This window comes from Flavobacterium sp. AJR, assembly GCF_002156885.1.
Taxonomy (GTDB): domain Bacteria; phylum Bacteroidota; class Bacteroidia; order Flavobacteriales; family Flavobacteriaceae; genus Flavobacterium.
The window spans coordinates 1-25590 of sequence record NZ_NCWQ01000022.1 but is presented as its reverse complement, the minus strand read 5'-3'; the positions used below and the strand labels follow the sequence as shown (position 1 = coordinate 25590).

General features: G+C 32.5%; 26 protein-coding genes. 14 read left to right on the top strand and 12 right to left on the bottom strand.

The annotated features are described in order from the left end of the window. Nucleotides 1-38: 38 nt before the first annotated feature. The 3 genes from B8T70_RS07520 to B8T70_RS07510 all read right to left on the bottom strand — a co-directional run bounded on the left by B8T70_RS07520 (nucleotide 39) and on the right by B8T70_RS07510 (nucleotide 2122). Entirely contained in the window at nucleotides 39-890 is an 852-nt protein-coding gene (locus B8T70_RS07520; RefSeq protein ID WP_086894479.1) for a hypothetical protein, read from the bottom strand. An 80-nt stretch (nucleotides 891-970) separates the two neighbouring features. Next, nucleotides 971-1309: a hypothetical protein gene (locus B8T70_RS07515; protein ID WP_052250190.1), complete on the bottom strand. Its 339-nt coding sequence runs from the start codon at nucleotides 1307-1309 to the stop codon at nucleotides 971-973. Nucleotides 1310-1465: 156 nt separating this feature from the next. After that, nucleotides 1466-2122, bottom strand: coding sequence for a trans-aconitate 2-methyltransferase (locus tag B8T70_RS07510; RefSeq protein WP_086894478.1), 657 nt, complete (start codon nucleotides 2120-2122; stop codon nucleotides 1466-1468). A 397-nt stretch (nucleotides 2123-2519) separates the two neighbouring features. Between B8T70_RS07510 and B8T70_RS07505 the strand changes: the two genes are divergently transcribed. The 5 genes from B8T70_RS07505 to B8T70_RS07485 all read left to right on the top strand — a co-directional run bounded on the left by B8T70_RS07505 (nucleotide 2520) and on the right by B8T70_RS07485 (nucleotide 10174). After that, nucleotides 2520-2903, top strand: a complete 384-nt coding sequence (locus tag B8T70_RS07505; RefSeq protein ID WP_086894477.1) for a hypothetical protein — start codon at nucleotides 2520-2522, stop codon at nucleotides 2901-2903. Nucleotides 2904-3079: 176 nt separating this feature from the next. Beyond that, nucleotides 3080-4162, top strand: coding sequence for an efflux RND transporter periplasmic adaptor subunit (locus tag B8T70_RS07500; protein WP_086894476.1), 1083 nt, complete (start codon nucleotides 3080-3082; stop codon nucleotides 4160-4162). Nucleotides 4163-4284: 122 nt separating this feature from the next. After that, the gene (locus tag B8T70_RS07495; protein WP_039120341.1) at nucleotides 4285-7452 is read left to right on the top strand and encodes an efflux RND transporter permease subunit; all 3168 of its coding nucleotides are present in this window, start codon (nucleotides 4285-4287) and stop codon (nucleotides 7450-7452) included. After that, entirely contained in the window at nucleotides 7445-8878 is a 1434-nt protein-coding gene (locus B8T70_RS07490; RefSeq protein ID WP_086894475.1) for a TolC family protein, read from the top strand. The genes B8T70_RS07495 and B8T70_RS07490 overlap by 8 nt, the downstream gene beginning before the upstream one ends. Nucleotides 8879-9133: 255 nt before the next feature. Then, entirely contained in the window at nucleotides 9134-10174 is a 1041-nt protein-coding gene (locus tag B8T70_RS07485) for a S66 peptidase family protein (protein WP_086894474.1), read from the top strand. Nucleotides 10175-10553: 379 nt separating this feature from the next. On the opposite strand, the gene B8T70_RS07480 is transcribed toward B8T70_RS07485, so the two are convergent. Beyond that, entirely contained in the window at nucleotides 10554-11303 is a 750-nt protein-coding gene (locus B8T70_RS07480) for a DeoR/GlpR family DNA-binding transcription regulator (RefSeq protein WP_086894473.1), read from the bottom strand. 84 nt (nucleotides 11304-11387) lie between these two features. Between B8T70_RS07480 and B8T70_RS07475 the strand changes: the two genes are divergently transcribed. Next, on the top strand, nucleotides 11388-11921 hold the full coding sequence (locus B8T70_RS07475; RefSeq protein ID WP_039120344.1) for a 5'-nucleotidase: 534 nt from the start codon (nucleotides 11388-11390) through the stop codon (nucleotides 11919-11921). An 83-nt stretch (nucleotides 11922-12004) separates the two neighbouring features. Here B8T70_RS07475 and B8T70_RS07470 read toward each other — a convergent pair whose 3' ends face one another. Together B8T70_RS07470 and B8T70_RS07465 are read right to left on the bottom strand one after the other, a co-directional pair. After that, nucleotides 12005-12601 carry a methyltransferase domain-containing protein gene (locus B8T70_RS07470; protein WP_039114423.1) on the bottom strand — a complete coding sequence of 199 codons (597 nt, stop codon included), beginning with the start codon at nucleotides 12599-12601 and terminating at the stop codon, nucleotides 12005-12007. After that, nucleotides 12598-12969, bottom strand: coding sequence for a glycine cleavage system protein H (locus tag B8T70_RS07465; protein WP_039120345.1), 372 nt, complete (start codon nucleotides 12967-12969; stop codon nucleotides 12598-12600). The genes B8T70_RS07470 and B8T70_RS07465 overlap by 4 nt, the downstream gene beginning before the upstream one ends. 177 nt (nucleotides 12970-13146) lie before the next feature. On the opposite strand from B8T70_RS07465, the gene B8T70_RS07460 reads away from it, so the two are divergent. The 5 genes from B8T70_RS07460 (at nucleotide 13147) to B8T70_RS07440 (ending at nucleotide 17699) form a co-directional block, all read left to right on the top strand. Further along, nucleotides 13147-13830, top strand: coding sequence for a Crp/Fnr family transcriptional regulator (locus B8T70_RS07460; RefSeq protein ID WP_086894472.1), 684 nt, complete (start codon nucleotides 13147-13149; stop codon nucleotides 13828-13830). Between the two features lie 667 nt (nucleotides 13831-14497). Continuing rightward, nucleotides 14498-15370: an AraC family transcriptional regulator gene (locus B8T70_RS07455; protein ID WP_086894471.1), complete on the top strand. Its 873-nt coding sequence runs from the start codon at nucleotides 14498-14500 to the stop codon at nucleotides 15368-15370. Between the two features lie 188 nt (nucleotides 15371-15558). Beyond that, nucleotides 15559-15975, top strand: coding sequence for a cupin domain-containing protein (locus tag B8T70_RS07450; RefSeq protein WP_086894490.1), 417 nt, complete (start codon nucleotides 15559-15561; stop codon nucleotides 15973-15975). 189 nt (nucleotides 15976-16164) lie between these two features. Further along, nucleotides 16165-16569: a cupin domain-containing protein gene (locus B8T70_RS07445; RefSeq protein WP_039118517.1), complete on the top strand. Its 405-nt coding sequence runs from the start codon at nucleotides 16165-16167 to the stop codon at nucleotides 16567-16569. A gap of 74 nt (nucleotides 16570-16643) precedes the next feature. Then, the gene (locus tag B8T70_RS07440; RefSeq protein WP_039114417.1) at nucleotides 16644-17699 is read left to right on the top strand and encodes an NAD(P)-dependent alcohol dehydrogenase; all 1056 of its coding nucleotides are present in this window, start codon (nucleotides 16644-16646) and stop codon (nucleotides 17697-17699) included. Nucleotides 17700-17766: 67 nt separating this feature from the next. Here B8T70_RS07440 and B8T70_RS07435 read toward each other — a convergent pair whose 3' ends face one another. From B8T70_RS07435 to B8T70_RS07425, 3 genes are all read right to left on the bottom strand, one after another. Continuing rightward, nucleotides 17767-18654: an S-adenosyl-l-methionine hydroxide adenosyltransferase family protein gene (locus B8T70_RS07435; protein ID WP_039118519.1), complete on the bottom strand. Its 888-nt coding sequence runs from the start codon at nucleotides 18652-18654 to the stop codon at nucleotides 17767-17769. Nucleotides 18655-18946: 292 nt separating this feature from the next. After that, entirely contained in the window at nucleotides 18947-19156 is a 210-nt protein-coding gene (locus B8T70_RS07430) for a hypothetical protein (protein WP_039118520.1), read from the bottom strand. Nucleotides 19157-19168: 12 nt separating this feature from the next. Next, nucleotides 19169-20149 (bottom strand): hypothetical protein, encoded by a 981-nt coding sequence (locus tag B8T70_RS07425; RefSeq protein WP_086894470.1) that lies wholly within the window; start codon nucleotides 20147-20149, stop codon nucleotides 19169-19171. Nucleotides 20150-20333: 184 nt separating this feature from the next. Between B8T70_RS07425 and B8T70_RS07420 the strand changes: the two genes are divergently transcribed. The 3 genes from B8T70_RS07420 (at nucleotide 20334) to B8T70_RS07410 (ending at nucleotide 22818) form a co-directional block, all read left to right on the top strand. Further along, on the top strand, nucleotides 20334-21329 hold the full coding sequence (locus B8T70_RS07420; RefSeq protein WP_086894469.1) for a sensor histidine kinase: 996 nt from the start codon (nucleotides 20334-20336) through the stop codon (nucleotides 21327-21329). Beyond that, a complete protein-coding gene (locus tag B8T70_RS07415) occupies nucleotides 21302-22009 on the top strand; it encodes a LytTR family DNA-binding domain-containing protein (protein ID WP_086894468.1) in 708 nt (235 codons plus the stop codon). Before B8T70_RS07420 ends, B8T70_RS07415 begins: the two co-directional genes overlap by 28 nt. 386 nt (nucleotides 22010-22395) lie before the next feature. Next, the gene (locus B8T70_RS07410; protein ID WP_086894467.1) at nucleotides 22396-22818 is read left to right on the top strand and encodes an MgtC/SapB family protein; all 423 of its coding nucleotides are present in this window, start codon (nucleotides 22396-22398) and stop codon (nucleotides 22816-22818) included. A gap of 238 nt (nucleotides 22819-23056) precedes the next feature. On the opposite strand, the gene B8T70_RS07405 is transcribed toward B8T70_RS07410, so the two are convergent. The 3 genes from B8T70_RS07405 to B8T70_RS07390 all read right to left on the bottom strand — a co-directional run bounded on the left by B8T70_RS07405 (nucleotide 23057) and on the right by B8T70_RS07390 (nucleotide 25543). Beyond that, nucleotides 23057-23452: a hypothetical protein gene (locus B8T70_RS07405; protein ID WP_086894466.1), complete on the bottom strand. Its 396-nt coding sequence runs from the start codon at nucleotides 23450-23452 to the stop codon at nucleotides 23057-23059. Nucleotides 23453-23780: 328 nt separating this feature from the next. Then, nucleotides 23781-24269 (bottom strand): hypothetical protein, encoded by a 489-nt coding sequence (locus tag B8T70_RS07400; RefSeq protein WP_086894465.1) that lies wholly within the window; start codon nucleotides 24267-24269, stop codon nucleotides 23781-23783. A 728-nt stretch (nucleotides 24270-24997) separates the two neighbouring features. Further along, nucleotides 24998-25543: a DUF4494 domain-containing protein gene (locus tag B8T70_RS07390; protein ID WP_039114516.1), complete on the bottom strand. Its 546-nt coding sequence runs from the start codon at nucleotides 25541-25543 to the stop codon at nucleotides 24998-25000. Nucleotides 25544-25590 lie beyond the last annotated feature (47 nt).

Sequence of the window (25590 nt, the reverse complement as noted above, 5' to 3'; positions counted from 1 at the left end):
TTGCTGCTTAGTCCTTAATCTTGTTATTAATAAAATGATTAAAATTCAATCTCAAAGAAGAGACTGCTTGAGGTATTTTCAGGAGTAAATTCTTCTCCTTTTAATACATCGCCAGAAGCATTTAAGAGTTGGAGGTTAATTTTCCAATAACCTGTCATAGTCAGGGAAAGATTTCCGTTATAAAATCCTTGTGCTATCGCTTGTGTTAAATCGGTATTGTTTGGAGAGCTATGATTGCCCATACTTGGCATTCTTGGGTCAATTTTTACTTTAAAATTATCAACCACAGAAAACGTCATCATGTCTTGCATTTTATATAACCCTACGGTCATATTATTCAACCCAATTTTTGGGCTTTTAGGAGCTATGTAAGCCAAAATATATCTTACACCATCAGTTCCTGTAAAAGAGTTTACAGTACGTTTTTCAGCTGCAAATACACTTATAGGTGCTGTTACAGTATAATCTACAGCATTAATAGTATAGTTAATTTTTAATTCCCAAAAATCCTTGTCATTTTGAGCCATCTGAAAAATAATAGTGCCATCGTATAACGTTTGTTTTCCATAAACCTTTTCGATTAGAGACTTAGGGCAAGAATGTTGCATGGTTGCCATATTCATTATTGGCATCCAATTTAAGGAAGCGTTGGTAATGTATGTATTGGTGTTTTTGTCTTTTATTCTTAATGAAATCTGGTTGTAACCTTGGGTTAGTTTTCCAGTTTCAGAATAAAGTTCGATGATATGATTATCATTAGATAATTCTTGAATTTTTGTAAGTCCTGATATTTCATCAATAGGTTTTTCGGGTGTAGAATCACTATCAGAAGAACAAGAAAAAAGAGTAACTGCAACAAAAAGAATAGATAAATATTTAAAATTTTTCATAAGTATTAAATTTAAAAATGGATAATAAGCAGCTTGTCGGTTTGTATTACCGATAAGACAATTAATAAAAATTCCGAAAATTAATACTGAAGAGTAGGTGGATGAAATATTAAATCAATATTGAAATGAGAATATAGATTAATAGGCAAAATATCATTCTTCAAAATGGATTTGAAAATGAGTTTAAAATTAAATGAGTTGATTTTTTCCAGGAATAATAGATCTAATCCAGTAGGAAAGCTCTTTTTCTCTGATGAAGATGAAGAATCATCTTCGGTTGCTTTTCCTAATTCCTTTTTTAAATGACATTTCCCTTTACAATCTAATTCTGGTTGATTTTTGTTTTCGCAAAGTTCAGTCGCTATATAATCATAATTAATGATGTAGTCTAAGACAGGAAAGACAGGTCTTAAAATCATAGTTATTAAAAATATATAGGCAAGGGTTTTCATTGATTTCTTGAAAACACAAAGTTATAGCCTTGCTTTTTTACAAAATATGATTCTTGTCATATTAAGTAAAATAGGTGAGAAGAAAATTTAATTTCTACTTTTAAAAATAAAACCGAAGTAAATCTAAAAGAATAGCGCTAAGTCAGTAACATCTGCATAAAAGAATAGAATTAGACTCAATACTCTAGGTTTAATTTTATAAAGATAAATATGCCAGAAGATTTCATTAGATTGTTTTACGAGTACTTTTTTTAATAATGTATATTCGCTAGGTACTACTTCTATAATAGTATCTGAATTTTTAAAAAGAGAAATTATCAAATAATCGGTATCGGTATTCTTAACAAATTTTGAAATTATATTTTCTTGATTTTCCAAATAGCTAAGAACTTCATTAAAAATGACAATATCATAATGCTCATTGGTATTAAATTTATTAATATCAGCAGTTATAAAAGTAGAGTTTATGAAATTTTGTTTTTTAGCTTTACTAATTGCTACAGAAGATAAGTCTACACCTGTTATAGTAGAATAATCAGTTTCTTTTAAATAAAAATTTAGGGCTCCATATCCGCAGCCTAAGTCTAGTATTTTTGGTTTTTTAATAGGAGACGCTTTGATGAATTCAATAATCTTTTCATATCTGGTCTTTTCCTCTTTCATAAAATCCCACTTGCCTAAAGCATATTTGTAGTTCCAACTACATTTTTTTCTGAATTTTTCTACTTTGATAAGTAATTGACCAATATTCGATTTTGAATTGCCTTTATATAGTTTCATCTATAACTAGTTTACATTACTAAAACGGATTTTCTTCTCTTTACAGGTTTATATTCAGTTGGTTGGTGTTTTATTACTTGCTAATTTATTAATTGTTTTAATTCTAAATAATAACTTAAGTTAAATTAATTGTGATAATTATTTTATCAGATTCTATTGCAAAATGAATTTAAGCATAGATTTCTTCTTTAGAGACTTGTGAAATTATATAATTTCTAATGGGATAAAATATTTCTAAAAAAATATCATTAATGTTACTATTTTAAGAAATTAATACAAGATTTGAGTTATTTAACTATTTGATAACTAATAGAAAACGTTTTCGTTGGCTTTTACTTGTTAAAGCCTAGTGAAAATTCTTTTTTTGTTTCAATACTTTGTTTACTTTTGACCCCAAATGAAAAAAATCGTTGTGATATTTGTGTATTTAAGTTTGCTTCTGCTAGGCGGAGGTCAATATCTTAATGCCGGTACACATCAAAATTCTTCTTCTCATAGTTTAGAGAAAAAACACCGAGTAAAATTTACTAATCAGGATTCAGGTAGTTCTTTAATTGAAGATGCCGATTTTGATATCGACGAGGAACACCTTGGAGGAGATATCAAAGATGGAATTTCTGACAAACTTTTTACAGGAAATTATAGCTTATTAGATAATTGGTATTTGACACTCTCTTGTCAATCTATTTTAGACCATCATCAAAATAGTTTTAAAATCTTCACGCCATTTTGTGGCCAATCAAATCCTATTTATATTACTCAACGAGTATTAAGAATCTGATAAACAAGATACATCGGTTACCTAAAGTGTGATTATGATGCATATCTTGTTGTTGTATATTTAGTACTTCTTCTTGTATGACTGTTCGTGCATAACTATGGCTACTGATGTCTTTTTAACATCCAAAGGAATCATTGCATTCCAAGCATTCAATCGCTTAATTTCCATTTTATACCATGAAGAGAATTATCTTGTTCACAGGCTTAATAGCCCTTGTGTGCCTAACTAGTTGTACAACTAAAAAAGAAGAAAAAGAAGAAGCTGAAAAATTTACAGTAACAAACCCTGTAAAAATAGACACTTCGTTAACTAAAGAGTATGTTTCGCAGATCAAATCTGTACGTAACATCGAACTCCGCGCCCAGGAAAAAGGGTTTTTACAAAATATTTATGTTGATGAAGGACAGTTTGTAAAAGCTGGACAATTATTGTTTAAAATTCAGCCAAAAATGTATGAAGCTGAGTTGCTTAAAGCTCAGGCAGAACAAAAAGCTGCTGAAATCGAATTGCAGAATACTAAAATGTTGGCAGACAAAAATATCGTTTCTAAAAACGAACAAGCGGTAGCATTATCAAAACTTCAGGCTGCAAAAGCAGAGGTTGCATTGGCAAAACTACATTTGTCATTTACCGAAATCAGAGCTCCGTTTGACGGAACAATCGATCGTATTCCGTTAAAACTTGGAAGTCTTATTGATGAAGGCGAATTATTGACAAGTCTTTCAGACAACAGTCAGATGTTTGCTTATTTCAATGTTTCTGAGCCAGAATATCTTCAATATCAAACGGATGTAAAAGATCGTGCAGAAACTAAAGTGAATTTGGTTTTAGCAAATGGACAACTTTTTAAAGATAAAGGAAACGTAGAAGTTATCGAAAGTGAATTTAATAATGAAACAGGAAATATCGCCTTTAGAGCAAGATTCCCTAATTCGGCTAAATTACTTAGAAACGGAGAAACAGGACAAGTACAAATGCTTGTACCACTTAAAAATGCTATTGTGATTCCACAAAAAGCGACTTACGAAATTCAGGATAAAAAATATGTTTTTATTGTAGATAAAAATAATAAAGTGAGTTCTAGAGAAATCAGTATTACTGGCGAAATCCCAGATCTGTATGTAATAAGCAGTGGACTTACTGAAAATGATAAAATTTTACTTGAAGGAGTTCAGAAAGTAAAAGATAATGATAAGATTAAATTTAGCTATATCGCTCCTCAAAAAGTGATTAATAATTTACGATTAAAAGCGGAGTAGGGGGAAGTGTTCAGTGTTCAGTATTCAGTTTACAGTGTTCAGTTTGCAGTGACAGTATTCAGTTTACATTTCACAAATCTACATTTCGCAAAGTGGTTTAATCATTAAAAAAATACAAATAAATGTTTAATAAATTTATACAAAGACCTGTACTGTCGATAGTAATATCGCTAATAATTGTCTTTTTAGGGATATTGTCGGTGATGAATTTACCTATTACTCAATTCCCTTCCATCTCTCCACCGATGGTAAATGTTACAGCAGATTATCCTGGATCTAATGGGGAATTGATGATTAAATCGGTTGTTATTCCTTTAGAAAGAGCTTTAAACGGAGTTCCGGGAATGAAATACATGACTTCTGATGCAGGAAATGACGGTGAAGCAAGTATTCAAGTTGTTTTTAATTTAGGAACAGATCCTAACCAAGCAGCCATTAATGTTCAGAACAGAGTAGCTTCGGTTACCAATAAATTACCTCCATTGGTAGTTCGTGAAGGTGTAAAGATCACGCGTGAAGTTCCTAGTATGTTAATGTATGTGAACCTTTATAGTACGGATAAAAATACCGATATGAAGTTCTTGTACAACTATGCAGATATCAATGTACTATCAGAATTAAAAAGGGTAAATGGAGTAGGATCAGGAGATATCTTAGGTACTCGTGAATATGCAATGCGTATTTGGTTAAAACCAGATCGTATGTTGGCTTACAAAATTTCTGCCGATGAAGTAATGGAGGCATTATCAAGTCAGAGTTTAGAAGCTTCGCCTGGTAAAACAGGAGAAAGTTCTGGTAAACGTTCTCAGGCATTTGAGTATGTATTAAAATATTCTGGTCGTTTTACAACAAAAGAGCAATATGAGAATATAGTAGTTAGATCGAATAGTAACGGAGAGCTTTTGCGTTTAAAAGATATTGCCAAAGTTGAATTTGGTAGTTCGATGTATGATATTTATTCTAATTTAAATGGAAAACCATCTGCAGCGATTGTATTAAAACAATCTTTTGGAAGTAATGCAAATCAGGTTATTGAAGATGTAAAAGCTAAACTTGAAAAAATTAAGCAAAAGTTTCCAAAAGGAATGAATTATGAAATCTCTTATGACGTTTCTAAATTCTTGGATGCTTCTATCGAAAAAGTAATTCACACTTTAATTGAAGCTTTTATTCTGGTAGGACTTGTTGTGTTCCTTTTCTTGGGCGATTGGCGTTCCACAGTTATTCCTGCGATTGCAGTACCAGTTTCCTTAATTGGAACTTTTATTTTCATGACATTCTTTGATATTTCATTGAACTTAATCACATTATTTGCGTTGGTTCTGGCGATTGGAGTCGTCGTCGATGATGCGATTGTGGTAATCGAAGCCGTCCATGCCAAGATGGAAGAAGAACATCTCTCAGCCTTTAAAGCGACTAAAAAAGCAATGCATGAGATTGCGGGTGCTATTGTTGCAATTACTTTCCTGATGGCTGCGGTATTTATTCCTGTAGCATTTATGTCTGGTCCTGTTGGAGTATTTTACAGACAATTCTCTATCACGATGGCTACAGCAATTATACTTTCGGGTATTGTTGCCTTGACTTTAACTCCTGCACTTTGTGCAATGATGTTAAAAAATAATCATGGTAAACCTAAAAAGAAAACGCCTGTAAACAGATTTATAGATGGTTTTAATAACAAGTTTAATCTTGCTCAAGGCAAATATCAAAATGTATTAGCCAAAATTGTAAATAGAAGAGCTGTTACTATTATTGCACTTCTAGGATTTTGTGCAGGAACATGGCTTATTAGTAGCACAGTTCCTTCTGGATTTATACCAAATGAGGATCAGGGTATGTTTTATGCTATTATACAAACACCTCCGGGTTCATCATTAGAAAGAACAAATGATATTGCATTAAAACTGCAAAAAATATCTGAAGATGTAGAGGGTGTAAAATCAGTATCTGCCCTTGCAGGTTATGAAATCCTGACGGAAGGTACAGGATCTAATGCGGGAACTTGTTTGATTAACTTAGAAGATTGGAACGATCGTAAACAATCTGTAGTGGAGATTATGGCAGAACTGGAAGAAAAATCGAAAGATATTCCAGGTGCCAATATTGAGTTTTTCCAACCACCAGCCGTACCAGGATATGGAGCTGCAGGAGGATTTGAACTTCGTTTACTAGATAAAACAGGTTCGGGAGATTTCAAAAAAATGGAAGCTGTTAATAAAGAGTTTGTTGAAGAATTAAATAAACAACCTGAGCTATCTAACGTGTTTAGTTTCTTTAGTGCGAGTTTCCCTCAGTATATGATGAAGGTGGATAATGATCTGGCTCAACAAAAAGGAGTTTCTATTGAAAATGCGATGAATACGTTATCGACTCTTGTGGGAAGTAACTATGAAATTAGTTTCATTAAATACGGAATTAACTATAAAGTAATCGTTCAGGCTGCTCCAGAATATCGTGCACAACCGGATGATATCTTAAAGCTTTATGTAAAAAACAACCATGATGAAATGGTGCCATTTTCGGCATTTATGAAATTAGAAAAAGTATATGGTCTTTCAGAAATTACAAGACATAATATGTACAATTCTACAGAAATTAGTGGTGGTGCAGCTCCAGGATACAGTTCTGGTACAGCTATTAAAGTAATTCAGGATGTTGCTGCCAAAAAGCTACCTAGAGGATATGATATTGATTGGGCAGGTATTTCTGCCGATGAAGTTGCACAGGGTAATCAGGCAATTTGGGTATTCTTGATTTGTTTAGGATTTGTGTACTTGGTTTTAGCTGCCCAATATGAGAGTTTTATTTTGCCATTATCTGTAATTCTTTCATTGCCGGCAGGTATTTTTGGAGCTTTCCTTCTGTTAAAAATAACAGGATTAGAAAACAACATTTATGCTCAGGTTGCCATGGTAATGCTTATTGGTTTATTGGGTAAAAATGCCGTATTGATTGTAGAGTTTGCTATACAAAGGCATGCCGCTGGTAAATCTGTACTTGAAGCCGCAATGGAGGGAGCGAAAGCGAGGTTCCGTCCTATCTTGATGACTTCATTTGCTTTTATCGCCGGATTATTGCCACTTGCTTTTGCTACGGGACCAGGTAAAATTGGTAACAGAACCATTGGTACTGCCGCTGCCGGAGGTATGCTTATAGGTACAATTTGTGGTGTATTTGTTATTCCGGGATTGTATTACATATTTGGTAGAATTGCCGAAAAACACAAGCTGGTAAAACATGAAGAAGAAAACCCATTAACAGAAGAAATTGATAACAATCATGTATAAATTCAAATTACATCAATATGCTATTGCTTTAGGGCTTTGTCTTGCTGTAGTAAGTTGCAAGACTCCAGAAACAGTAGCAGAAACTCCAAAGACTCCGGTTCCTGAGTCTTTTGGAGAGAAGAAAGACACGACAAATATGTCGGCTATTAAATGGAATAATTACTTTAAAGATCAGAATCTTGTAGATTTAATAGATGTTGCTCTAAAAAACAATCAGGAGTTAAATATCACTTTGCAAGAAATAGAAATTGCCAAAAATGATATTCGTGTTAAAAAAGGATTATTGTTGCCAACTGTTGGCGTACGGGCTGGTGCAGGAGTAGAGAAAGTAGGGAGATATACTAGCCAGGGTGCTGGTGATGCCTCTACTGAAATAACTCCTGGTAGAGAAACGCCAGATCCTCTAGGTGATTTTACCATTTCGGCTTATGCAAATTGGGAAGTAGATATCTGGAAAAAATTGCGCAATTCTAAAAAAGCAGCAGTAAGCAGATATTTAGCTACTGTAGAAGGGAAAAACTTTGTAATTACAAATCTTATTGCAGAAGTTGCTGATTCTTATTATGAATTATTAGCTCTTGATAGCCAACTAGAAATCGTAAAACAGACGATAAAATTGCAAACGAATGCTTTGGAAATTGTAAAAGTTCAGAAGCAAGCTGCGAGAGCAACAGAATTGGGTGTTCAGAAATTTCAGGCTGAAGTTTTAACTTCAAAAAGCATGGAGTTTGAAATTCTTCAGAAAATAAAAGAAGCAGAGAATAAAATCAACTTTTTGTTAGCACGTTATCCTCAGGAGATTAAAAGAGACAATAGTAACTTTTTGGCTTTGTTGCCTTCATCGGTTAGTTCTGGGATTCCGTCGCAGTTGTTAGCGAATCGTCCAGATGTTAAACAAGCCGAGTTAGAGTTAGTTGCTGCAAAACTGGATGTTAAAGTAGCTCGTGCCGAATTTTATCCTTCATTAGATATTTCGGCTGCAATAGGTGTACAAGCATTTAAACCATCATATTTGTTTACTATGCCAGAGTCATTGCTTTATTCTTTAGCAGGAGATTTAGCTGCGCCATTAATTAATCGTAATGCGATTAAAGCGGAGTTTGCAAGTGCAAATGCAAGACAACTTCAGACTTTGTATAATTATGACCGTACGGTTCTGAATGCTTATTTAGAAGTTTCTAATCAGCTTTCTAAAATTGATAACCTTCAAAAAGGATATGATTTAAAATCGCAACAAGTAGATGCGTTAAACAAATCGATTGATATTTCTAATGATTTATTTAAATCTGCGAGAATTGATTATTTTGAAGTTTTAATGACGCAACGTGATGCTCTGGAAGCTAAACTGGAATTAGTAGATACTAAAAAAGAACAACTTAATGCTGCAGTCTATATTTATAAAGATTTAGGTGGTGGTTGGAAATAGAAAACCATTTTTGTTTTAGATTACAAAACCTCTTGAAAGTAAAATTTCAAGAGGTTTTTTTTATGCAAACTGATACCCCACGGTTTTAACGGTGTGGTACAGATGGCGATAATGTATTACGTTCCAACGGTTGAAACCGTTGGCAATGTTTGTAACATGTTATTTGTTGTAGGTAATTGAATGGAACCTTTGTCAAATTTTTAAACTTTGACAAAGGTCTGCAAAGGCTTATATTTGTTTACCAAAATGTTTTTTATGAAAGATTTAATTAAACCAAAAGCGTTAAAACAAGGCGATAAAGTCGCTACAATATCCCTTTCTTGGGGTGGTGCAGGAGAATTACTAGAAAGGTATGAATATGGCAAAAAACAACTTCAGGATGTATTTGGTGTTGAAGTTGTGGAAACAAAAAACGCCTTGAAACCTGCAGATTGGATATATAATAATCCGAAAGCTCGTGCTGAGGATTTGATGGAAGCATTTTCTGATCCATCGATAAAGGCTATAATTAGCAACATTGGAGGTGAAGACAGCGTTAGAATTTTACCTTATATAGACTTAGATATTATCAGGCAAAACCCAAAGATATTTTTAGGTTTTTCAGATTCTACAATAACACATTTTGTATGTTTAAAAGCAGGGCTAACTTCTTTTTATGGAACTTCACTTTTAGTAGGGTTTGCAGAGAATGGAGGGATGCATGACTATCAGATTGAGGATATTAAACGAACGCTATTCTCGGGTGCTGCTGTTGGCGAAATTGTTCCTAATAAAAATGGTTGGACTTCGGAGCACTTGGATTGGTTTGATGCTTCATTATCGAAGATTACCAGAAAAACTAAACCATCTAATGGCTGGAACTTTTTGCAAGGAAAAGGAAAGGTTCAAGGAAAACTTATTGGTGGTTGTTTGGACGTTTTGGAGTTTTTAAAAGGAACTGAATTTTGGTTGTATAATGACGAATGGAATGATTGTATTTTGTTTTTGGAAACTTCCGAAAATATGGCTACGCCAGAAACATTAAGATGTTGGTTAAGAAACTATGCTGCTCAGGGTATTTTGCATCGTGTAAAAGGAATTATTGTAGGCCGTCCTTATGATGCTAAATATACCGAAGAATATAATACTGAGATTCTGAAAATAATGAAAGAAGAGAACCTGACTAATCTTCCTATTATTACCGAGATGGATTTTGGTCATACTTGTCCAACTTTTACACTTCCTTTCGGCGTTTTGGCGGAAATAGATTGTGTAAATCAAAAAATAAGTATTCTGGAAAGTGGGGTAACTGAATGATTTATTTATAGTTAACTCGTTGGGTGTAATTAATTTTAACACATAGAAACATAGGCTTTATATTCTCAAAGAAGTCGTTTCACTTATTTTAAATGCATCCCGTCCCGATGCTTCGGGATCGGGACTAGCTATGTGAAAGAAATGTATTTCTTTTTGTGTTCTTTTTTTACACATAAAATCTATGTTTCTATGTGTTAAATGAAATTTTTACGACCCGAGCGAAGCGAATAGACGCAGTAATTACACCCAACGGGTTATAGTTAGATTATTTTTTAGGAAAATGGGAGTCCTAGCCCAGACAGTAACGGCATCCTTTGTTTGCCTTCTTTAGGCAAGCAAAGATATAGTGTATGGCTGGATTAGCTCCTTATAAATAGTATTAGACTATTGTTACGCCTGCGTCTTTATAAGGTTTTAATAGTTCGTCTTCGGGATCATTATTTGTTACGAGAACATTAATGTCTTTGATTGGGCAAACAAAATAAGCTTCGGCAGTTCCTACTTTTTCGATAGAACTTAATGCGATAATAAAGTTTGAGTTTTGTATCATGTTCTTTTTAATTTGCGAATCATCGTACATAATGCCTGTAATTCCGCGTTCGTGATGTATGCTGCAAACTCCCAAGATGCAGACATCGGCTCTAAAGTTTCTGAAGAAATCTATTGTTTCGATACTGGAGGTTGCAAATGATGTTTTGCACATTTTTCCGCCTGCAAAAATGAGTTCGATATTAGGCAAATCTTCTACTAATGCCGCAACTGGAAAGCTATTTGTAATGATTGTTATTTTTAAATCGTAAGGGAAACTTGCCACTAAAGCCACTGAAGTTGTTCCGCCATCGATAAATACTACTTGTCCATCTTTTAGGAATGATATTACTTTTTCGGCAATAATTTTTTTGTTTTCGAGGTCATGTTTTTCTCTATTTCTGTAATGTAGCGGTATGGGCGATGGAGCTACTGCACCGCCTCGTACTGCTTTGAGTAATCCCTGATCAGAAAGTTCTTTTACATCGCGTCTTACGGTGTCTTCGGATACGTTTAAGTATTCGCTAAGTTCTATTAACGTTACTCTATGCTCTTTTGAGAGGTATTCTAAAATTACGTTCTGACGTTCTTCCTTTTTCATGTGTTGCGGATTTATATTGCAAAAATAAGTTAAAATTGCAATATATTGCAATTTTTGCGTAAATTTGTTGCAAAATAATTTATCATGAATAAGAAAACAATTGCTATCGATATGGATGGTGTACTTGCGGATATTGAGGCGCATTTAATCACGTATTATAATAATGAATTTGGAACTGCGATTACAAAAGATAGTATTCAGGGGCTAACTGAAGAGGAAGCTTTTAAGGAGAGAGCTATTTTGCGTAGGATTTTAAATTCGGAGAATTTTTTTAGAACATTGCCTGTAATGCCTAATGCTGTGGAGAGTTTACTGGAATTACAAGAAAATTATGAGCTTTTTATAGTTTCTGCAGCCATGGAGTTTCCGATGTCTCTTTCTGAAAAAGTATTCTGGCTTGAGGAGCATTTTCCTTTTATAAAATGGGAAAATATTATTTTATGCGGAAGCAAAAGAATTATTAATACAGATTATATGATTGATGATCATGCTAAGAATCTGGATTATTGTATGGGAAAACCTATTATGTTTACGGCGTTTCATAATGTAAACCAAACCCATCATTTAAGGGTAAACAATTGGAAAGAAGTTGTTGCAGTTTTAAATAAAGCAGTATAGTTATTGCTTTTATTATTAAAGCAGAAAACCTGCCCGGAAAATTATTTTCGGGCAGGTTTTTTGATATAAATTGCAATATAGAATTAGGATTTTTTCTTCCAGAAGTTCAATATTCCATCGCAAGCAGATTCTTCGAGGTCAAAACTTTCTGGAATTTCTTCCCATGTACTCCAATAGGTTACGAGCCTTGTGCCTTTGGGAGTTTTGCCGAGTTGTTCTCTCACATAATTAGAATAGGTGTGAAACAATTCTTTTTCTGGAAGTATGATTTTATCTATCGGACAGGTAATATCTATATTCTCGTAAAAGGAGTTATAGAAATAAAACGCATCGTAATCTGAAAATGAGATTTGATCGATATTTGAATGAATAAATTCTACATTTTTTATATCGTGTTTTTCGGCTATTTTCTTAGATACTTTTATGAGTGATTCTCTTTGTTCTACTCCATAAAAAAAGCCTCTTGTAGATGCAGCTCCCACTAAGCAAAATTTTCCTGCTCCGGCGCCAATGTCCAATACCTTTTTATAAGGTTTGTCGACTAGGTAATCGGCTGCAACTTTGGCTATTTCTACAGGTGTCCAATGTCGTTCAGAAAGCCTTTGAATACGAGTTGGGTACAATTGATTAAATGTACTGTCTTCGATATCAATATTTTGTCTTAGGTTTTTAAAAATCATTTTGTTAGCTGTATGTACTCTTCATTGGTCAAAAAAGTACTGTTATCTATTGTGATAACTACTCTTAAGAGCCAATTATAATAAGAATCGGTATTAATATGCGATGCATTTTTTTCTAAGATACAATTAGTTACTGTGATTTCACAATCTAAAGGGGAGATAAGGGTAAAAGTTTTATTTGTACCATAAATAGTTCCCCATGTTTCGTCTTTTTTAATAGTATTGCTTTCTAGTTTTAGTTCAACTGAATCAATTTTTCCAATTTCTTTTTGAGCATAATCTGTAATACCAATATAGAAATCGCATGATCCAATTTTTCGTAACCATAAATGGTCTTTAGTGTAATAAAGACTTCTAGGAATAAACATAATTTTTGTTTTTATATTATATCATTTTATTATAAAATGTATAATGTGACTTAATTTTTGAATAAAACAAAGGTAAGTAGCTTTAAAATAGATTATAACGACTAAAATGATGCTTAAATTTGATTTAAATCAATATTTACAAAGTAGGAAGGAAAATAGCTTAACTTTGAGTTTATTATGATATCAAAATTTATTTTTAATAACCAATATCTTTTAAATGAGCTTCCTGAACATGATAAGGATATGCTCGAAGAGGTTATGCATAATAAAAAATATCGCAAACATGAAGCTATATTTACTGAAGGAACTTTGCCTACAGGTATTTTTTATGTTAAGGTTGGTAAAATAAAGAAATACAAAGTTGATAACGACGGCAGGGAACAGATAATTTACATCTACAATCCTGGAGAATTTTTTGGCTATTCGGCTATTTTAAGCGAGGAATCGTATGGAGATACCACTGTTGCTATAGAAAATGCCATCATTTCATTTATTTCTAAAGACGATTTTATTCATATTCTGAACACTTCGGTAGTTTTTTCCAGATTATTATTAAAAAGTTTAAGCCATGAATTTAGTGTTATGGCAAACTTAATGGCTGTATTGTCTCAACGAACTGTAAGGGAAAGAATCGCTCTTAGTTTACTGATATTGCATGATAAATATAAAATAAGTGATATCGAAAAAAAGGTTTTTATAATGCTTTCCAGAGCCGATTTGGCAAACATGGCAGGTACTGCAAATGAAACACTGGCAAGAGTACTTCATGAATTTAAAGAAGATAATCTTATCTGGATGGAAGGTCGGAAAATACAATTGCTAGACCTTAAACAACTTACATTAATAGCCAATTTTTATTAGTTTTTTGTTGTGTGGAATTAACCGCAAAGGGCGCAAAAGGATACGCAATGTTCGCAAAGTTTTTAAATCCAATTATGTATTTGAATCATTTTAATCCTTTAAATCTGTGGCTAACTCTTTGCGAAAATGGTACGCGGATGAAACGGATTCGCTAAAGCGAAAACGCGGATGAGACGGATTTTCTATTTTTTGTTTTATAAATCTGTGGCTAACTCTTTGCGAAAATGGTACGCGGATTAAACGGATTCGCTAAAGCGAAAACACGGATGACACGGATTTTCTATTTTTTGTTTTATAAATCTGTGGCTAACTCTTTGTGAAAATGGTACGCGGATTAAACGGATTCGCTAAGGCGAAAACGCGGATGACATGGATTTTCTATTTTTTGTTTTATAAATCTGTGGCTAACTTTTTGCGAAAAGGATACGCGGATGAAACGGATTCGCTAAAGCGAAAACACGGATGACACGGATTTTCTATTTTTTGTTTTATAAATCTGTGGCTAACTCTTTGCGAAAATGGAACGCGGATGAGACGGATTCGCTAAGGCGAAAACACGGATTAAACGGATTTTCTATTTTTAATGCTTTAATTTTGTGGTAAATAATAACAAACTGATTACAATAATTTTAGTTTGAGTTATATTTGATTTTCTTAACTTTGCATCATGGATAATCAAATTGTTACTCAGGCTTCGGATTTTACTACTAATGACTTAAAGTTAAAAGGCTTTAAAGTGTATGAAGTAAATAGTGGTGTTAATGCAGTTCCTACTTATAATCGTAGAGATTTTTATAAAATATGCATTAATACTAGCAAGAGTTTTATTCATTATGCCGACAGAGGTATTGAGACTGATGGTACTATATTGTTTTTTGGTAATCCTCATATTCCTTATTCTTGGGAAATTAAATCGCCATCTTATAATGGTTATGCTTGTGTTTTTACGGAAGATTTTATAAAGAAACAAGATCGTTCTCAGAGTCTTAACGAATCTCCGTTGTTTAAAATAGGAGGAACACCTATTTTTTCTTTAACTGCTGAACAGGAGAGTTTTATTGCTACAATGTTTAAGAAAATGCTCTCGGAACAAAATACCGACTATATATTTAAAGATGATTTAATTCGTAATTATATCAACCTTATTATACATGAGGCGCTTAAAATGCAACCTTCGGAAAATTTCTTTAAGCATAAAAATGCATCTTCGAGAATAACAACTCTTTTTCTTGAACTTTTAGAAAGACAATTTCCTATAGAAACCAAGAACCAACCGCTTAAGTTAAAAACACCACAGGATTATGCTCAAAATCTTGCTGTACATGTAAACCACCTGAATCGTTCGGTGAGAGAAATTACAGGAAAATCGACCACAGCACATATTACCGAAAGAATAATTAGCGAAGCAAAAGCACTTTTGCAACATACGGATTGGAGTATTGCTGATATCGGATATTCGTTAGGATTTGAGTATCCTAGCTACTTTAATAATTACTTTAAAAGACTTACAGGAACAATACCTAAAACTTTAAGAGTGTAGATTGTTTGAAATTCTTAATTTTTTGTTTGATAATCGTTATATCTATATGTCTTTGCCAAAGTAAATTTGCATTGAAATAATTAGTATTAACCAATATTAGATTGTTTAGCTAAATGATATGGTCGAAGTTATTATTGACCACTACTTCTAGATTTAGTTTCTATCTGATGTATAAAACCAGAAAAATTATGAAAAATCAAGCAGATCAAATCGATACTACAATTTTCCCTAAAGGAGATCCTGCACCAGCAGATTATTTTACTGGTAACGCATGGATAAAAACTCTTGTTCCTGATAATCGCGCACTAAATGTTGTTATGGGAAATGTAGTTTTTGAGCCTGGCGCAAGAAACAACTGGCATACTCATCCCGGAGGTCAAGTTCTTATAGTTACTCATGGAGTAGGGTACTATCAGGAAGAAGGAAAAGCAATCCAGTTGCTTAATGCAGGTGATGTTGTTTCTATTTTACCAGATGTTAAACATTGGCATGGTGCATCTCCAGAGAGTGAATTTACTCATATAGCAATAAGTACTAATACTCAAAATGGTATTGTAGATTGGCTGGAAAGAGTAACTGACGAACAATACAATAGCTTTAAATAATTTTAAGGTATAGGTGTGTTGTTTCATCCAATATTAATTTAAAAACAAGCTTAAAAAAAGTAATTCTTAAATTTTTGTTCTCTACATTATTATAAGAGAATATTTTTGTAATTTACTGTTTTTAAATTGGTTGCAATTTTATTGGGTTAGCATTAAATAATAAATTAAACTACAACAAATAACTAATTTATGTCAACACATTATACAACAGTTATCGAAGAAGGAATAGTTCCTAATAAATATACTACAGGCGCAGTTTCTTATAAAAAACGTACTAGCGATATTCAGCCACGTAATACTACTATAAAAGAAGTTGCTTTTGAGGCAGGTTCGAGAAATAATTGGCATACAAACTCGGCTTTGCAATTGCTTGTTGCGACTGAAGGTGTTGGATATTTTCAGGAAAGAGGTACACCAATACGATTGGTTCATAAAGGAGAAGTTCTTACCATTTTGCCAGGGGTAGAACATTGGTATGGCGCAACACCAAATAGTCGATTCTCGCATATAGCAATTATTACCGAGATTGATAAAGGCATCGGGACTTGGATGGAACAAGTTACTGATGAAGAATACAACAGTTTTTCTAAATAATTTTAGCAAAGAATCTATTTAAAAACTGAGTTTGAATTTGTTTGTAAATAAGAATTAAATATAACTATAAAACTATGGAAACAAAAAACATAAAAGCATTTGGTACTGAAGCTGCTGAAGCACCATTAAAAACATTAGACATTAAACGTAGAGCGGTAACGGCTCATGATGTAGAAATTGATATTTTGTATTGCGGAATTTGTCATTCTGATCTTCACTCAGCTAGAAACGAGTGGCACGGTACGACATACCCAATAGTTCCGGGACATGAAATTGTAGGTAGAGTAACCAAAGTAGGAGATCATGTAAAAAACTTTAAAGTAGGAGATTTAGCTGGAGTAGGATGCATGGTCGATTCTTGTAGAGAGTGTGAACATTGCAAAGAAGATTTAGAGCAGTTTTGCGATTCAGGAAGTACACTTACATTTGATTCTCCGGATAAACATCTTGGTGGACAAACGTTTGGTGGATACTCTGAGAGTGTTGTTGTAGATGAAAATTTTGTTCTTCATATATCTGATAAATTAGATCTTGCTGGTGTTGCGCCTTTACTTTGTGCTGGTATTACAACTTACTCTCCTTTAAAACACTGGAAAGTTGGTCCTGGACAAAAAGTAGGTATTGTAGGTATTGGTGGTTTAGGACACATGGGAATTAAAATTGCAAAAGCAATGGGAGCTCACGTAGTAGTTTTTACTACTTCATTATCTAAAACGGAAGATGCTAAACGTTTGGGAGCAGACGAAGTAGTATTATCTAGCGATGCCGAACAAATGGCTAAACATGCTAAAAGCCTTCATTTTATTTTAGATTGTGTATCGGCTCAACATGATATCGATGCGTATTTAAACTTACTTAGAGTAGATGGAACGCTTACATTAGTAGGTGCACCGATGGATCCACTTCCTGTAACATCATTTAGTCTTATATTAGGCAGAAGAAGTTTCTCTGGTTCTCTTATTGGTGGAATTGCTGAAACTCAGGAAATGCTTGATTTTTGCGCTAAGCATAACATTACTGCCGATATAGAAATTATTGGCGTAAATGATGTAAATAATGCTTACGAAAGATTATTAAAAGGCGATATAAAATACCGTTTTGTAATAGATATGGCTTCTCTTAAAAACTAGAGAATTCTAAAAACTAAAAAAGGTGTTCATTGTAATGATGAACACCTTTTTTTGCTTAATAATTAAGCTATTTGCTGATTATTATATTCCAATTTGCTCCGCTATAAACTTTATATTTTTCGGAGAAACTCCCTTGGTTTACTGCCAATGAAAAGTTTAAGAGACTATTAAAGTAGCAAACATCGGTTCCGATTTTTACCTCTCCAAAAGTATGTACTAGTTTTAGTTTGCCGTCATATACTTTTTTAGTTCCATCGAAGATTTGAATTTTTACCAAATCTCCTGCTTTCAAATCTAAATTAGCAAAAGTTTTCTTGTCAATATTCGTCCATACATTTCCATATTGAATATCCAAAATCGGAATTCCTCCTTTGATGATTCCTTTCTCGAAAACAGGTTTTTGGTATTCTATTTTTACTACTTCATTAGGTAATTTTGGTCCGACTTGGTCAAAAGTAATTGTTTTGGATGCCAAACGCGCGCCTGTATATGCATACACATCACGACCATGAAAAGTATATGATTCATTTGAGTCCTGACGACGATTTTTGACTTCGTCAATCTCGCGAATTTCCTGAATTCCTAATTGTTCCGCTATCAAAGTTAAAGTTCCGTTATCTGGAGTTACAAAATAATGACCAGATTTAGTAAGCAATACAACAGAATGTCTTGCTGTTCCCACTCCAGGATCACAAACAGAAACAAATACTGTTCCTGTGGGGTAATATTGAGCAGTTTGCGATAGGCGATAAGCTGCTTCCCATATATTATATGCTGGGATTTCGTGTGTTAAATCGAATACTTTTAAATCGGTAGAAACGCCCATTGCAACTCCTTTCATAGCTGATACCGCACCGTCTTTTAATCCAAAATCAGATTGAAAAACCAATACGTTATTCTGAGAAAAGCTATTAAAAGTAACAGCACACAAAAAAAGTAATAATCGTAGTTTCATTTTTATCGTATTTAGAAGATGTTTTACCAGAAAGTTCTATGTGTGTTTAACCGCAGAGAACGCAATCCCGAAGCGTCGGGATACGCAAAGGTCGCAAAGCTTTGGGTGTATTTAACTGTGTTTAACCGCAAAGTTTATAAAGTTTTATAGTTTTAACCGCAGAGAACGCAATCCCGAAGCGTCGGGATACGCAAAGTACGCAAAGCTTTGGGATAGAATCTTTTTAATCTGTGGCAAAAAGTATCTAGTCTCAGTGCCTTAGAATCTTAGCATCTCAGAACCTTAAAAAAAATCAATCTAATTTAACACAATCAAAGCTAAGGATATTAAGTAGTTCTATAATTTTATTTGATTCTATTTCATTGGCTTCAATTCGTAGTATTTTATCGCAATCTTCTAAGTCAAAATTAATTTTATGGTCCTGAAAATAGTCTTGAATACTTTTTATAATTACAGTTGTTTCAGTTTCGTTTTGAACGTTTGTTTTAAAAATTTCAATCATGATTTCTCTTTTTTAAAATGGATTGTAAGATATACCAAATCTAAAATAGCCTTGAGGATCTTGTTTGTTGTCATAAATATATTTGTCGGTTCGTTCGCCTCTTTCGGTAACACGAGTGCTTAAAACATTGTTTATTCCGGCTTTAAATGTGCCTATAATTTTTCTGTCAATATGATATTCGTAGGTTACGCCAGATTTTAATTCGAGAGAGTTTACTTCGTAGATTCCGTTTAACTGCGGGGTTTTTAGATTCAGATAGAAATTTTCCGAATCAAACTCTGTCCCAAACGAAATACGTCCGTTTTCTAGCAAACTTCTTCTGAAAAGAATACTCTTAGGCAGAATTACATTAATCTCCCATTTAGAATCTAAGAAGTGGTGATTATAGCTAAATAAAGGAGCAATAGGAACTATTGATGATGGATCTGCAATTGCTAAAAGTCCAATCGTAATAGTCGTATTTGGTGTTTTCTTGATGACTAAACTTGCAGTAACAAACCCTTTAATTCGTTGTATGTTTTCTTGATTTCCATCGACAATTACGGTTGTGTTGTAAATGATGGGTTTCTTAAAAAGAGACGAAACATAGGTAGCGCTTAATGCTCCAGCGAGATAGTGAAAATCTTGTGTAGGTCGAGTATGGGTTATATTAGAGTCAAAATTATAAACATCACCAAATCCGTAAGATTCATACTTATAGTTAAATGTACTTGTTACAATAAATCGTTGTGTTTGCGATTTATATAAGGGCAAGTTTACAGCTAGTTTTAATCTATTATGGCTGTCAAATCTTCCTTTTTCCAGGTCTTGCCCAAAGAGTTTAGCATCATAGTTCGTAGGTCCGAATTGGTCATATTGCAAATCGAAAGTTCTTGTAATAGGAAAATTTTCCTTTACGGCTCTAACAAAGCCTTTCATTGTTTTATTATCTTCCTGACCTATAACATGTAAAGAAGTTAAAGCTAGTAGAATAAAATAAATAATTGTTTTCATGAGTTTGGTATAAAAAACGTAAATGCCTTGATGTAGCTAGTAAAAATCGGAAGCAAATGTAGTTTGTAGCTTCTTATTATAATAGAACAATTATACTAATGGCGTATGATTTATACCAATGGCGTTTGTATAATTTTAGCATTATAAAAGGTTATAAATTAAATATTAAGCTAATTTTGCACACATGAAATTTTTTAAAATTTATCAAAACTTTTTTCTACGAAACATCATAATAAATATCCTTGTTGTAGGGATTATTTTGGCTTGTGTATATGATGAGTTTAGTATAGAAGTAGACTGGTTTTACCTTTTTAAGAAAATATGTTTAGGCTATTTGCCAATGTATTTTGGGGTATTAATCAGTAATATTTTTTTAATTAAAATGTTATTTTTCGAAAAGAAGTATAAAACCTTTACTGTTCTTTTTATTATCTATTGGATTTGTTTTTACTTCCTGATGTCGTGGTATTTTTTATATGCTGATTTAGGAAGACTTAAAACATTATCTGTATTTTCATTAGTTTGCAATGGTACAGGAATCTATTTTCTGCATTTATGGATTGTTGATAAAATCTCGCAAACGAGTAAGGATATTATTAATTATGAATCGGAACTTTCCTTTCTTAAACAGCAATTAAATCCTCATTTTCTGCTTAACGCAATGAATAATCTTTATGGAGAAGCATTGGTTGCCCCAGAAAGACTTCCGGATAGAATTTTAAATTTATCAGATATGCTTCGGTATCAGATAGAAGCAACCAAAAAAGATTTTGTATTGCTTGTAGAAGAAGTAGAGTTTATTAAAAAATATGTAGAGTATTATACTTTTAGGAATGAACGCCTTTCGATTTCTCAAAATTATGAAGGCCATTTTGAAGGAATAGAAATATCGCCATTGTTCTTTTTGCCATTGGTAGAAAATGCAGTCAAATTTTCGGGAGAAACGGCAGCGCCTTACATTATTCTGGATGTAATTGTAAAGGGACGAAACTTATCCTTTTCGATAAAGAATAATTTTTTGGTAGATGGCTCCAGACTTTCAAGCACCGGAATAGGTATTGAAAACCTTAAAAGGCGGCTTGAAGTTTATGGATTAAAACATGAGCTTAAATGCAATAAAGAGGATGATTTATTCAGTATAAAATTAAATATATGGGATTTACCTACCGCTGCCTTATAATAGATGATGAGACTCCTGCTCACAAAGCGCTAGCTTCGCATATTGCAAAATATGAGGATTTAGAGCATTCTGGTAGTGCATTTAGTGGTATGGAAGCTCTAAAAATGCTCAACGAAAACACGTACGATATTATTTTTCTGGATATTAATATGCCAGTTATATCAGGAGTAGAGTTAATGGAACTTCAGCCCAATCGTCCGCTTACAATTGTAACAACAGCTTATTCTGATTTTGCCCTTTCGGCTTATGAAAATGATGCTATAGATTATTTACTCAAGCCTATCTCTATAGAAAAATTTGCAAAAGCAATTACCAAAGCAAAAGCGTATTTTTTGGGTAAAAAAAATAAGAATAATAACAGTGTAAAAGATGTACTTTTTTATCGTGTAAACGGACAGATGACAGATATTTTATTAAAAGATATTATTTACATTGAAAGTTTAGGTAACTACATGAAAATATTTAGTAACAAGCTAGATATGCCTATTATAATATATGGTTCACTTTCTAGTATTGCTACAGATATTGATAGCGTAAATTTTATACAAATTCATAGGTCATTTATTGTAAATACAAAAGCTATACAAGCACTAACTTCCAGAACTTTAACTATGAGTAATGGTGAGGTTTTACCTATTGGAAGAAAATATCAAATCTTGGTTGATAATTTAAATTTATAGTTTGGTTGTATTTGTATTACCATTTACACCATCTTAACATGGATGTTCTTTATATTATTTCTACAGAAATTGTTACGCATAAGTTCGACAAAGTCATGATAAAAAAGTATTGGAAGTATCGTTTGTTTTACTATTTGGTTTCAAATTATAAAATAGAACATAGAATAGTTTTTGAAATGATACCTATTAAGTCTTGGTTTTCAGTAGAATAATTGTTCTGGGTTATTGCAAGTATTTCTTCGGGTGTTGTCCAAAGTTGAAAAAATCAAGATTTGATTCAATTGATGTTCTTATACTTCGAATAATATTAATTGCTTAACTCTTATATTTTTAAAAAATTAAATATCTTTATATAAAGTGATTTTTAATCATAAAAAGTAATTATTTTGACTACAACAGAATTTTTAACCCGACTAGTGATAGCCCTTTTCGCAGGGTTAATTATAGGTTTTGAGAGACAATGGCATCATAAAGAAACTGGCTTAAAAACCAATATGCTGGTCGCAACAGGAGCAGCAGCTTTTGTATTATTGTCTATAAAAGTTGCAGCGAGTGCACCAAATATAGATGTAACTCGTATTACTGCCCAAGTCGTTATGGGAGTTGGTTTTCTGGGAGCAGGAGTAATCTTTAGAGAAGGACCAAATGTACATGGATTAAACTCGGCAGCTACAATATGGTGTAGTGCAGCTATTGGCTGTATTGCGGCTTCAGGTTATTTTGCCGAAGCATTAATTTGTACATTCTTAGTTACTATCGTGAACACGGTTCTTGAACCTGTAGATAAATGGTTAAGAAATAGGAAGTAAGGAGTATTATAAAGCAAGAAATAAGAAACAATTTGTACAGTTGAATTTCTTTAAAACACACATGATAGAATCGATTGTTTGTTTATGGAATGAGGATGTAGATTTAATTTGTATTAAAAAAGCAACTTGATTATGAGTTGCTTTAATTTTAATTTTATTTACGGGTAAGGAAATCGGGTTATCGTTGTGCATATCCTAGCCTAGTAGCAGGGTATCTTTGAAATTTGACTTTTTCAGCTTATTTGTCTAATACTTTATTAAGGGTTATTTTGCATTTTCTGTTTTTTTCTTTATAATGATAATAAGATAGTATTATTTGTTTGGGATTACATTTTTCTATTTTATAATCTTCATTATCCCAAACGAATGTAGAATCATTTTTTATACTCCAAGATCTTGGACCACTTATTAAATCGCCATCGTTATTGAATAAATCAAAACCACCGTTAATGAACCTATTATATTTATCATAATCACCTTTTTTATTGAATTTAAAATAAACTCCATAACTTTGACAATCATCTTTATATTGCCAATATTCATTTTCTTTGGCTATAAAAATAGTTTCGAGTTCATTTTGTTTGGTACAAGAAAATTGAATAGATAAACATATTAAAATTACTATTTTCTTCATTGATTTTTTTATAATTTATTGGATAAGTATTTTCTTGATATTGAAGTTCTAAACTAATTTCCCTTTTGAAAAATTGCCAAAATTATCTTCTTGTCGTCTTAATTGTAATCCACCTGCTCTCCAAAGTGTTCTAACGAACGCAGTGTGAACGTCTCCGACTTCCCACTCACAATCAAACAAAATATATAAAGCCTCGTCTAAATATTGGAGAAGTCATTTTTATTTATCGAAACAATTCAAAATTTCTTCATACACACTTTTAAACTTGTACTTGTTTTTTTGAAGTGGGCATCGAGGGAAAGAAAACTTCAGGAATAATATTCTAAAATTATATCCCTTGAATTACTTTAAAATTATCAATCTCAATTTTATTAGATTCAGGGTCAAACATTTTAACTTTTATATTACGATTTTTTAAAATTAAATAACTTTCAAATTCATTTACAAATTTATGATCATTATTTTTTTTATGGTATTTGATTAAAATCAATGCTAATCCATAGCCCTCAGCGTCGCATTTAATATTCTTAGTTGTTATTAGACTTTGCCATAATATAGATTTATTTGTCTGTCGTAAAACAAGTCCGTTTTTAATATTAAATTTGCTTATATCTTTGGAGTCAATTTTATCATCTTTTTCAATTAATAAAGGATAAAACTCTAAATATCTTATAGAGCCTGTTGAACTGGACGTAAATCGAATAACGCCATAACCATCGTAGTTTTCTGCTAAATTTATAGCATTATCCTTAGACTTCTTTTTGTCATTACATGCCACTATCATTAAACTAATTGCTAAAAAGTATAGTAATCTCATAACCCGGTCTTCAAAGAATTCTAATGAATAAATAAATTAGTAGTGTGTGCTGTACGAAAGCCCCTGACTTCGCACTCACAATCTAAATCGAGTAAACAAAGTAAAACAAAGTCTAGCCCAACTCAAATAGACCTCAGTTCCTACTTGTTTCGTTTATATAAAAACCATTTAAAGAACAACAAAAGGGTGGCATAAATTAGAGTTATGGCTTGTAATATAGTGAAGATAGCATTTATGGGATGAGTAGTTAATTCTTCTTTTATAAGAGACGGGAAACTATTAAAACCAATGAGAATTAAAGCTAATAAAAGATATTTAATCCATGAGATTTGAAATCTAACTAGTAATCCTGCTATAAAGAGTAAGGAAAGAGTAATTATACTTAGAATCATTGCCGATTTTGAAGAAAGTATATGTGGTGAAAGTAAAAAATTAATAAGCCCAAGACCTACAGAGATAAAAATAAAATTTGATGATTTAATGTAATTTGGGTTTAAAGATAATTTCATTGTAAATTTTATCAGGGTATAAGAATATATTAATAAATTAAGCTAGAAATAAAGATAATAAAAAAAGTGAGATTCAAAATAATTACTGATAATCGTTTTGAAATTATATAGGTATTATAGCATTTATCTAATTAAAATCGAATTGGCTTTTTTATTTTTTAATAAACAAAAAAGAGGACTAAAAAAGCCCTCCTTATATACTATAAATGCTAAAACGAATTATTCACTTTCAGCTCCTACAAAGTCATCACCAGTTTCACCAGCGGCTACTAATTCAGGTTTTGATGCTTTAAGTGCATTAAATCTTTCTAGTTGTTCCATTTCTCCTTCTTCGCCACTAAAGTATGGGAAAACATCCATAATAGGCGATTCTGCAATAGCAGGGATTGTATAATCTCCCATGGTATTTTTCATAATACCAATTGTGTTATCGTAAGCTTCTTTTACATCATTGGCTTGAACCAAAATATACATATTTGATCTTCTTTCTTTACCGCTTTCTTCATCATAAGCCATTAAAGATACTTTTGATTTAAACCAACGATCAGCATTTTCGAAAGGGTGGATTTCGGCATAATTAGCCATTTTTATATTTGTGATTTTAAATTCTTCACTAATATAAGCAGACATTTCTTCATTAATTCTAGTTTCTGCTTCTGTATATGATAACGCATCTACCAAGTAAGGTTCTGTAGTAACCTTTTGTGTTCCAGTATCATCAGTCTTTCTATATTTTACTTTGCATTCGTACCAAATTGTGCTCATTTCTTTTTTTTTAAGGGTGTCAAAGATAGATTTTAAAGAAAAAAAAA

Coding starts and splice junctions, on each gene's coding strand:
- B8T70_RS07520 (WP_086894479.1), bottom strand. CDS start 890: ATGAAAAATTTTAAATATTTATCTATTCTTTTTGTTGCAGTTACTCTT.
- B8T70_RS07515 (WP_052250190.1), bottom strand. CDS start 1,309: ATGATTTTAAGACCTGTCTTTCCTGTCTTAGACTACATCATTAATTAT.
- B8T70_RS07510 (WP_086894478.1), bottom strand. CDS start 2,122: ATGAAACTATATAAAGGCAATTCAAAATCGAATATTGGTCAATTACTT.
- B8T70_RS07505 (WP_086894477.1), top strand. CDS start 2,520: ATGAAAAAAATCGTTGTGATATTTGTGTATTTAAGTTTGCTTCTGCTA.
- B8T70_RS07500 (WP_086894476.1), top strand. CDS start 3,080: ATGAAGAGAATTATCTTGTTCACAGGCTTAATAGCCCTTGTGTGCCTA.
- B8T70_RS07495 (WP_039120341.1), top strand. CDS start 4,285: ATGTTTAATAAATTTATACAAAGACCTGTACTGTCGATAGTAATATCG.
- B8T70_RS07490 (WP_086894475.1), top strand. CDS start 7,445: ATGTATAAATTCAAATTACATCAATATGCTATTGCTTTAGGGCTTTGT.
- B8T70_RS07485 (WP_086894474.1), top strand. CDS start 9,134: ATGAAAGATTTAATTAAACCAAAAGCGTTAAAACAAGGCGATAAAGTC.
- B8T70_RS07480 (WP_086894473.1), bottom strand. CDS start 11,303: ATGAAAAAGGAAGAACGTCAGAACGTAATTTTAGAATACCTCTCAAAA.
- B8T70_RS07475 (WP_039120344.1), top strand. CDS start 11,388: ATGAATAAGAAAACAATTGCTATCGATATGGATGGTGTACTTGCGGAT.
- B8T70_RS07470 (WP_039114423.1), bottom strand. CDS start 12,601: ATGATTTTTAAAAACCTAAGACAAAATATTGATATCGAAGACAGTACA.
- B8T70_RS07465 (WP_039120345.1), bottom strand. CDS start 12,969: ATGTTTATTCCTAGAAGTCTTTATTACACTAAAGACCATTTATGGTTA.
- B8T70_RS07460 (WP_086894472.1), top strand. CDS start 13,147: ATGATATCAAAATTTATTTTTAATAACCAATATCTTTTAAATGAGCTT.
- B8T70_RS07455 (WP_086894471.1), top strand. CDS start 14,498: ATGGATAATCAAATTGTTACTCAGGCTTCGGATTTTACTACTAATGAC.
- B8T70_RS07450 (WP_086894490.1), top strand. CDS start 15,559: ATGAAAAATCAAGCAGATCAAATCGATACTACAATTTTCCCTAAAGGA.
- B8T70_RS07445 (WP_039118517.1), top strand. CDS start 16,165: ATGTCAACACATTATACAACAGTTATCGAAGAAGGAATAGTTCCTAAT.
- B8T70_RS07440 (WP_039114417.1), top strand. CDS start 16,644: ATGGAAACAAAAAACATAAAAGCATTTGGTACTGAAGCTGCTGAAGCA.
- B8T70_RS07435 (WP_039118519.1), bottom strand. CDS start 18,654: ATGAAACTACGATTATTACTTTTTTTGTGTGCTGTTACTTTTAATAGC.
- B8T70_RS07430 (WP_039118520.1), bottom strand. CDS start 19,156: ATGATTGAAATTTTTAAAACAAACGTTCAAAACGAAACTGAAACAACT.
- B8T70_RS07425 (WP_086894470.1), bottom strand. CDS start 20,149: ATGAAAACAATTATTTATTTTATTCTACTAGCTTTAACTTCTTTACAT.
- B8T70_RS07420 (WP_086894469.1), top strand. CDS start 20,334: ATGAAATTTTTTAAAATTTATCAAAACTTTTTTCTACGAAACATCATA.
- B8T70_RS07415 (WP_086894468.1), top strand. CDS start 21,302: ATGGGATTTACCTACCGCTGCCTTATAATAGATGATGAGACTCCTGCT.
- B8T70_RS07405 (WP_086894466.1), bottom strand. CDS start 23,452: ATGAAGAAAATAGTAATTTTAATATGTTTATCTATTCAATTTTCTTGT.
- B8T70_RS07400 (WP_086894465.1), bottom strand. CDS start 24,269: ATGAGATTACTATACTTTTTAGCAATTAGTTTAATGATAGTGGCATGT.
- B8T70_RS07390 (WP_039114516.1), bottom strand. CDS start 25,543: ATGAGCACAATTTGGTACGAATGCAAAGTAAAATATAGAAAGACTGAT.